7 protein-coding genes are annotated in these 4,900 nt (G+C 51.5%); 2 read left to right on the top strand and 5 right to left on the bottom strand.

The window, feature by feature from the left end:
• Nucleotides 1–207 precede the first annotated feature (207 nt).
• Nucleotides 208–783 carry a DNA adenine methylase gene (locus tag ACTHYN_RS16135; RefSeq protein ID WP_441813426.1) on the top strand — a complete coding sequence of 192 codons (576 nt, stop codon included), beginning with the start codon at nucleotides 208–210 and terminating at the stop codon, nucleotides 781–783.
• Nucleotides 741–1,616: an 8-oxoguanine DNA glycosylase gene (locus ACTHYN_RS16130; protein WP_441813425.1), complete on the top strand. Its 876-nt coding sequence runs from the start codon at nucleotides 741–743 to the stop codon at nucleotides 1,614–1,616. The genes ACTHYN_RS16135 and ACTHYN_RS16130 overlap by 43 nt, the downstream gene beginning before the upstream one ends.
• On the opposite strand, the gene ACTHYN_RS16125 is transcribed toward ACTHYN_RS16130, so the two are convergent.
• The 5 genes from ACTHYN_RS16125 to ACTHYN_RS16105 form a co-directional block, all read right to left on the bottom strand.
• The gene (locus tag ACTHYN_RS16125; protein ID WP_441813424.1) at nucleotides 1,542–2,231 is read right to left on the bottom strand and encodes a nitroreductase family protein; all 690 of its coding nucleotides are present in this window, start codon (nucleotides 2,229–2,231) and stop codon (nucleotides 1,542–1,544) included. The two genes, ACTHYN_RS16130 and ACTHYN_RS16125, sit on opposite strands and share 75 nt — an antisense overlap.
• The gene (locus tag ACTHYN_RS16120) at nucleotides 2,209–2,814 is read right to left on the bottom strand and encodes a 7-cyano-7-deazaguanine synthase (protein ID WP_441813423.1); all 606 of its coding nucleotides are present in this window, start codon (nucleotides 2,812–2,814) and stop codon (nucleotides 2,209–2,211) included. The genes ACTHYN_RS16125 and ACTHYN_RS16120 overlap by 23 nt, the downstream gene beginning before the upstream one ends.
• Nucleotides 2,811–4,019: a PfkB family carbohydrate kinase gene (locus ACTHYN_RS16115; protein WP_441813422.1), complete on the bottom strand. Its 1,209-nt coding sequence runs from the start codon at nucleotides 4,017–4,019 to the stop codon at nucleotides 2,811–2,813. The genes ACTHYN_RS16120 and ACTHYN_RS16115 overlap by 4 nt, the downstream gene beginning before the upstream one ends.
• 14 nt (nucleotides 4,020–4,033) lie before the next feature.
• A complete protein-coding gene (locus ACTHYN_RS16110) occupies nucleotides 4,034–4,375 on the bottom strand; it encodes a hypothetical protein (RefSeq protein ID WP_441813421.1) in 342 nt (113 codons plus the stop codon).
• Nucleotides 4,376–4,660: 285 nt separating this feature from the next.
• Nucleotides 4,661–4,900 (bottom strand): Tn7-like element transposition protein TnsE (locus ACTHYN_RS16105; protein WP_441813420.1); only part of this gene is annotated, 240 nt, incomplete at its 5' end.

Below are 4,900 nucleotides of genomic sequence, written 5' to 3'. Positions count from 1 at the left end.
CTAGGCAATGACAAAGTCAGATGCCTTTAACACCACGCCAACCAGCAACTACATGTAACCGGCAAGCTGATTGACATCATCGTCATTTCTGACGATACTCAAGGCATGAGATATCCTGGCGGAAAAGGCAAGTGCTATCAGCGCTTGATCAATCTGATGCCTCCGCATCACACCTATATCGAATCCCATCTAGGCGGTGGTGCCGTTATGCGCCATAAAAAACCTGCGACTCGAAACATCGGTCTAGACCTGGATCCTAAAGTAATAGAACGGTGGCGCGCCGAGTATCCAGATGTTTGTGCTTTACACGAAACAGACGCTTTGGAGTTCTTGCAGAAATACGACTTTCGGGGCGATGAGCTGCTTTATGTTGATCCTCCTTACGTTCCAGAAACACGCCGTCGCAAAAAAGTTTACCGCTACGACTATTCTTGTGACGATCATCTGCGCCTCCTGCGCCTTCTCACCACACTGCCCTGCAACATCATGATCTCAGGATATGCCAGTGAGCTTTATGAGACTGAGCTGGCCGGGTGGAAAAAGGCGAGCTTCCCGGCCAAAACACACGTTGACGTCCGCGAAGAGACTGTTTGGATGAACTTCCAGCCTAAAGGCCGGCTGCATGACACGCGCTATCTCGGTGACAACTATCGTGATCGCCAGACCATTCAGCGTCGACAAGCTCGACTCCGTTCTCGCATTGACCGCATGGCTCCGGCGGAGCGCTACGATTTACTGCAATGGATGCAAGAAAATTACGAAACTACACAGAGGGCTCCCTAATGCAGTGCGGCGCTATTTTTCTCGAAAGGGCAGTGTTTAATATCGAGTTCCCGGCGCCAGACACTGAGGTGCTTCCGGGTGTGCCATGGGGCCCAATTGAGGCGTTTCCAACGCCTGCCTACTGGGCATATCAAGTCTACGCTCGACGACTGCAAAGCAATCGTATCGACTACAAGCTTGGAGCGACCCTGAAAGAAGAGGTAGGCGCCTGCCTGCTAGGTGGCCACGGAATTCCAGCGAGCGTCGGATTGGCTGCATTTCATCATGTGAAGCGAAAAGGTGCATTCTCCGACGCACCACCTTCAGAAGAGGTTCTCTTGGAGTGGCTATATGAACCATTGTCGGTGGATGGCCGATCTATCCGGTACCGGTTCGCCAAACAGAAAGCGCGCTATCTTGCAGCCGCGCTTCAAAAGCTGCATTCGGAAGACCCTCCACTGGATTCTGGCAAAGCGCTGCGCAACTGGTTGCTAGCCATCTCTGGAATCGGCTACAAAACAGCTTCCTGGGTAGCGCGAAACTGGTTAGACGCGGATGATGTTGCCATTCTTGATATCCATATTTTACGAGCTGGACTGCTGGGCAAATTTTTTCAGGAAAACCTAACCGTTGAGCGCCACTATCTCGAACTGGAGGAACAGTTTTTACGCTTCAGCGAAGCCCTCGGTGTACGAGCGTCAGAACTTGACGCACTGATTTGGCTAGAGATGATGTCCTCTCAGAGAACGATACACAGCATCTTGGGGATGGGACAGACTTCACCCAAGCGCGGAACACCTAGCAGACCCAAGAAGCGCCAGGCCCACACCAACCAACTCACGCTGATTGGCTAGAGAGCTTGCCCAGGGCTCGCCCGTAATACCAAGTGGGCAGAAGTTAAGACCCAAACCCTGTGCTGTCAGTGACATGATTCCAAGCAATGCCCCTGCATCGCGCCAGATCAAACTACTACCCTCTGAGTATTTAGCGAAAGTCTTTCCTGGTTCCGCTAACAGGAGGAATCGTACTGCACCGGGAGCATCCAAGACTTCATTGCTGTGGTCACGAAGCTCCTTCAAGGTCTCAGATGCCGCGGGCAATTCAATGAGCATGTGTCCGCGAGGCTCATACAGCCACCAGCGCGCATCTCCAGGACGATTGATTACCAAATGAATAGGATGGATAGCGCCAGCAGATGGCGCAGCTCGATGCTCTAACTCAAACCCCATTCCGGATGCCCAGGTATAGCGACTGCGACATGCATGCCAAAGAAATTCTGCAAACTCACCCTCGTCAAGCTCCCCAAAATACCTCCCGGTACGTCGTTGCTGAAGAACCTCAAGCAGCTCTGGTGTGGGGCGCTGCCCTCCTGCTGGTAGCCGTTGAACGTCGCCCGTTTTCCATTTAAACAGGGTGTACGGCTCGCTTGCGTTCTTGGGGGCGGGATTACCTAAGTCGATCCAACTCATAGCCGACTTCCTCGAACACTTCGAAATACTTATTACAGCCACGGCAGTTACCACAGGGCACATCGGCCTTATGGCAACTATGCGCCCACGCCAAGCTGTCTGATGGTATGTCCGATATACGGATCAGTTCGGCCGTCGTAAAACCTATAGCAGGTGCCTCAACAAGCAAGCCCCCTTCCTGTAGTGACATAAGTTGACTGATAGCGCTCATAAACTCAGGCGTTCCATCTCGATGGAACCCATCAGATTTGACGGTTCCCAACCATAAATGCGTGACACCAAACGATATCGCCTTCATAGCCGCAAGGGTAACCAACATCTGATTCCGATACGGCCACCAATCCGATGCCGGTGCCAAGCCATCAGCGGAACTGCCAGCCATATCCCCAGACCCCAGAGAGCGGCAATCAATTTTGAGTACGTGATGTGGGATTCTCAGTCGATCACAGATAGCTTGAGACGCTGCAATCTCTGCCTTCGCCGCAAGCTGTCCGTAATTCAACGTGATGGCCAGATCAGGGCGCTTCCACCAGGCAAGCGAGAGTGAGTCCATTCCGCCAGAGAGCAACAAAGCGACTTTCATAGCGCTGCCGCCTCCCAGACGGCTTGATAGATCGCAGAAACATAATCGTCGGAAATCCGGCAAGCAGACCCTGCCATCATTTTTTTGTCTTCGGTGGACTCATTCTCTGAATACAGAACCACAGGCTTGCCCAGTGCTCTAGCAAAACCTATTTCATAAATCGTGCCGGCATCCAAACCGTCACCGATCGCGAAGATCAGGTCACAATCACGGATACCCTGAAGATCCTTCTCGACAACATCGTCAGCCGAACCACAACCGACATCGTGGTAAGGGGAAAACACACTCAGCCCCATATCACTTAGATCTTTCCGGGCCTCGTGAATCATCCATAGCTGGGCCAGCGTGAAGAACGGGCCTGCCAAGTAAACCCTAGGCTGGTAGCCACTCCGATAGCACTCAGAGGCACACAATGGTTTAGGGTCGAACCTATCCAAGAGCTTTCGGCTTGGATACCCCCGAGATTCGCAGTAAAAAGCAGTGGCACGCGAAGCGATACTTGCGGCCTCCTGAGGCGAGCGCCCTTCTTCCATCCACGCATACGCAAAATGAGCTGCAAACGTATCGCCCGATCCGATCTTCCACACATGTGTAGTCCGGTAGGCAGGCACGGTCGAACATGCCCCCTTGTCATATACCAGGGCGCCTTGAGGCCCCATTTTTATAATCACGACGTCAGCGCCACTTTGATCGGCAAGTTGCCGAGCAAGCTCTTCTGGCTCTTCGCAAGGGCTGGCACAGATACCGTGTGCTTCATGACGATTGAGCACCAAAGCCAAGTGCTTAGCCGTCGAGCCATTGGCGATGAAAGCTTCGGGATTATGCGCATTTTGCGGATCATAAACTGCGTAATCGCAGTTAACGACTGCCGTACCTTCGATCATGCCGAAGCGAAGCACATGCTCTTTCGATATGTTGAGCGGTTCGTACTGGCTCGCAGGCTGGTGAATAATAGGGGTGGATAATCCATGTATATAGTCGAACGTTACACCTTGCCCGACTTCGGTTGCTGCCAACTGAAAGCCTTCAAGCGCAGCCCTATCTTGCATCACGTAAAGGGCCGTGCTTTCAAAATAACTGTGTAACTCGACAGCCCCGCCCATCCTGGCGATTGCAGTCGCTGCGCGCCCTGCAGATCCATAGATCTCATCCCAACCTGGGTGAATACACTTCTCTCGATAGACTCCGCCAACAACAGCGATCATAGTCACAGCCCTACTTAATTGTTATCCGTGGAGGAGATACGTATCCGAACCTGGCCATTGTCGACGCTAAGCACCAAAGCCTCGTATGTGAACCCTTCTGTTAAACAATGACGGAGCTGTTGCAATCGTTGATCAGCAACCCCTCCTGCTACCTGCCCTCTCCAAACCGCCTGCACGACAGATTGGCCATTTTGCTGGCCAGAAATAATATCGAGAAGGTCACCAACTTCTAACTGCTCGACAACCTCTTCTTTCGGAGATGCGAGTTGGGTTGTGAAGTTTAGTTTTTCGCATGTGTCTGCAGAGCCATCGCCACTGTATTGACTGTAGTGACTGCTACCGCCGGAACCTGACATAGGCATGATCCTCTATTACTTTTATTTAGTCGTTTAGACACAGCACTTACGCTGATCCCCTTGTTATTCAAAGCCAAAAAAACCACCACTTCGCAAGGTGCTTTTCCATTCGGCGCTTAAGCGATACAGCACCGCCACGCAAGCTTGCAGGTTCGCGTTTCAACTCAGTTGGTAAGAAATTTTATGACAAAATGGTTCCTCCTAATTCCGTGGTAGATTACATGACTAAATCAAAATATTCGTCGACTCGCGAACGATTTCATGGCAATAATTTCCCTCTCTGTCTCACACCATCTTTGCTAGTACCCTGTCTGCCCAACGTTGTAATGAACCAGTTTCTAAAAGTCCTTTGTTGCCTGAAGGCGTTCTGGGATGTGAAATGCGCTCATGATGACCAGAAAATACCGAATTGAGGTGCGGGGATGGCCAATTCAATGATTTTTCTAGTAAACGTTGCTCTATGGTAGCTATCTCACCCTGCCAATCGAAATACGGAGTAGGTTGCTTCAAAAGTAACGTCGACAG

The sequence above is a fragment of the Marinobacter sp. genome (assembly GCF_052091845.1).
Taxonomy (GTDB): Bacteria; Pseudomonadota; Gammaproteobacteria; order Pseudomonadales; family Oleiphilaceae; genus Marinobacter.
The sequence above is the reverse complement of the archived record's forward strand: the minus strand, read 5'-3'. Positions and strand labels throughout refer to the sequence as shown.

What these genes read in the sequence shown, in the direction of transcription:
- ACTHYN_RS16135 (WP_441813426.1), top strand. Translation starts at nt 208, where the DNA reads ATGCGCCATAAAAAACCTGCGACTCGAAACATCGGTCTAGACCTGGAT.
- ACTHYN_RS16130 (WP_441813425.1), top strand. Translation starts at nt 741, where the DNA reads ATGGATGCAAGAAAATTACGAAACTACACAGAGGGCTCCCTAATGCAG.
- ACTHYN_RS16125 (WP_441813424.1), bottom strand. Translation starts at nt 2,231, where the DNA reads ATGAGTTGGATCGACTTAGGTAATCCCGCCCCCAAGAACGCAAGCGAG.
- ACTHYN_RS16120 (WP_441813423.1), bottom strand. Translation starts at nt 2,814, where the DNA reads ATGAAAGTCGCTTTGTTGCTCTCTGGCGGAATGGACTCACTCTCGCTT.
- ACTHYN_RS16115 (WP_441813422.1), bottom strand. Translation starts at nt 4,019, where the DNA reads ATGATCGCTGTTGTTGGCGGAGTCTATCGAGAGAAGTGTATTCACCCA.
- ACTHYN_RS16110 (WP_441813421.1), bottom strand. Translation starts at nt 4,375, where the DNA reads ATGTCAGGTTCCGGCGGTAGCAGTCACTACAGTCAATACAGTGGCGAT.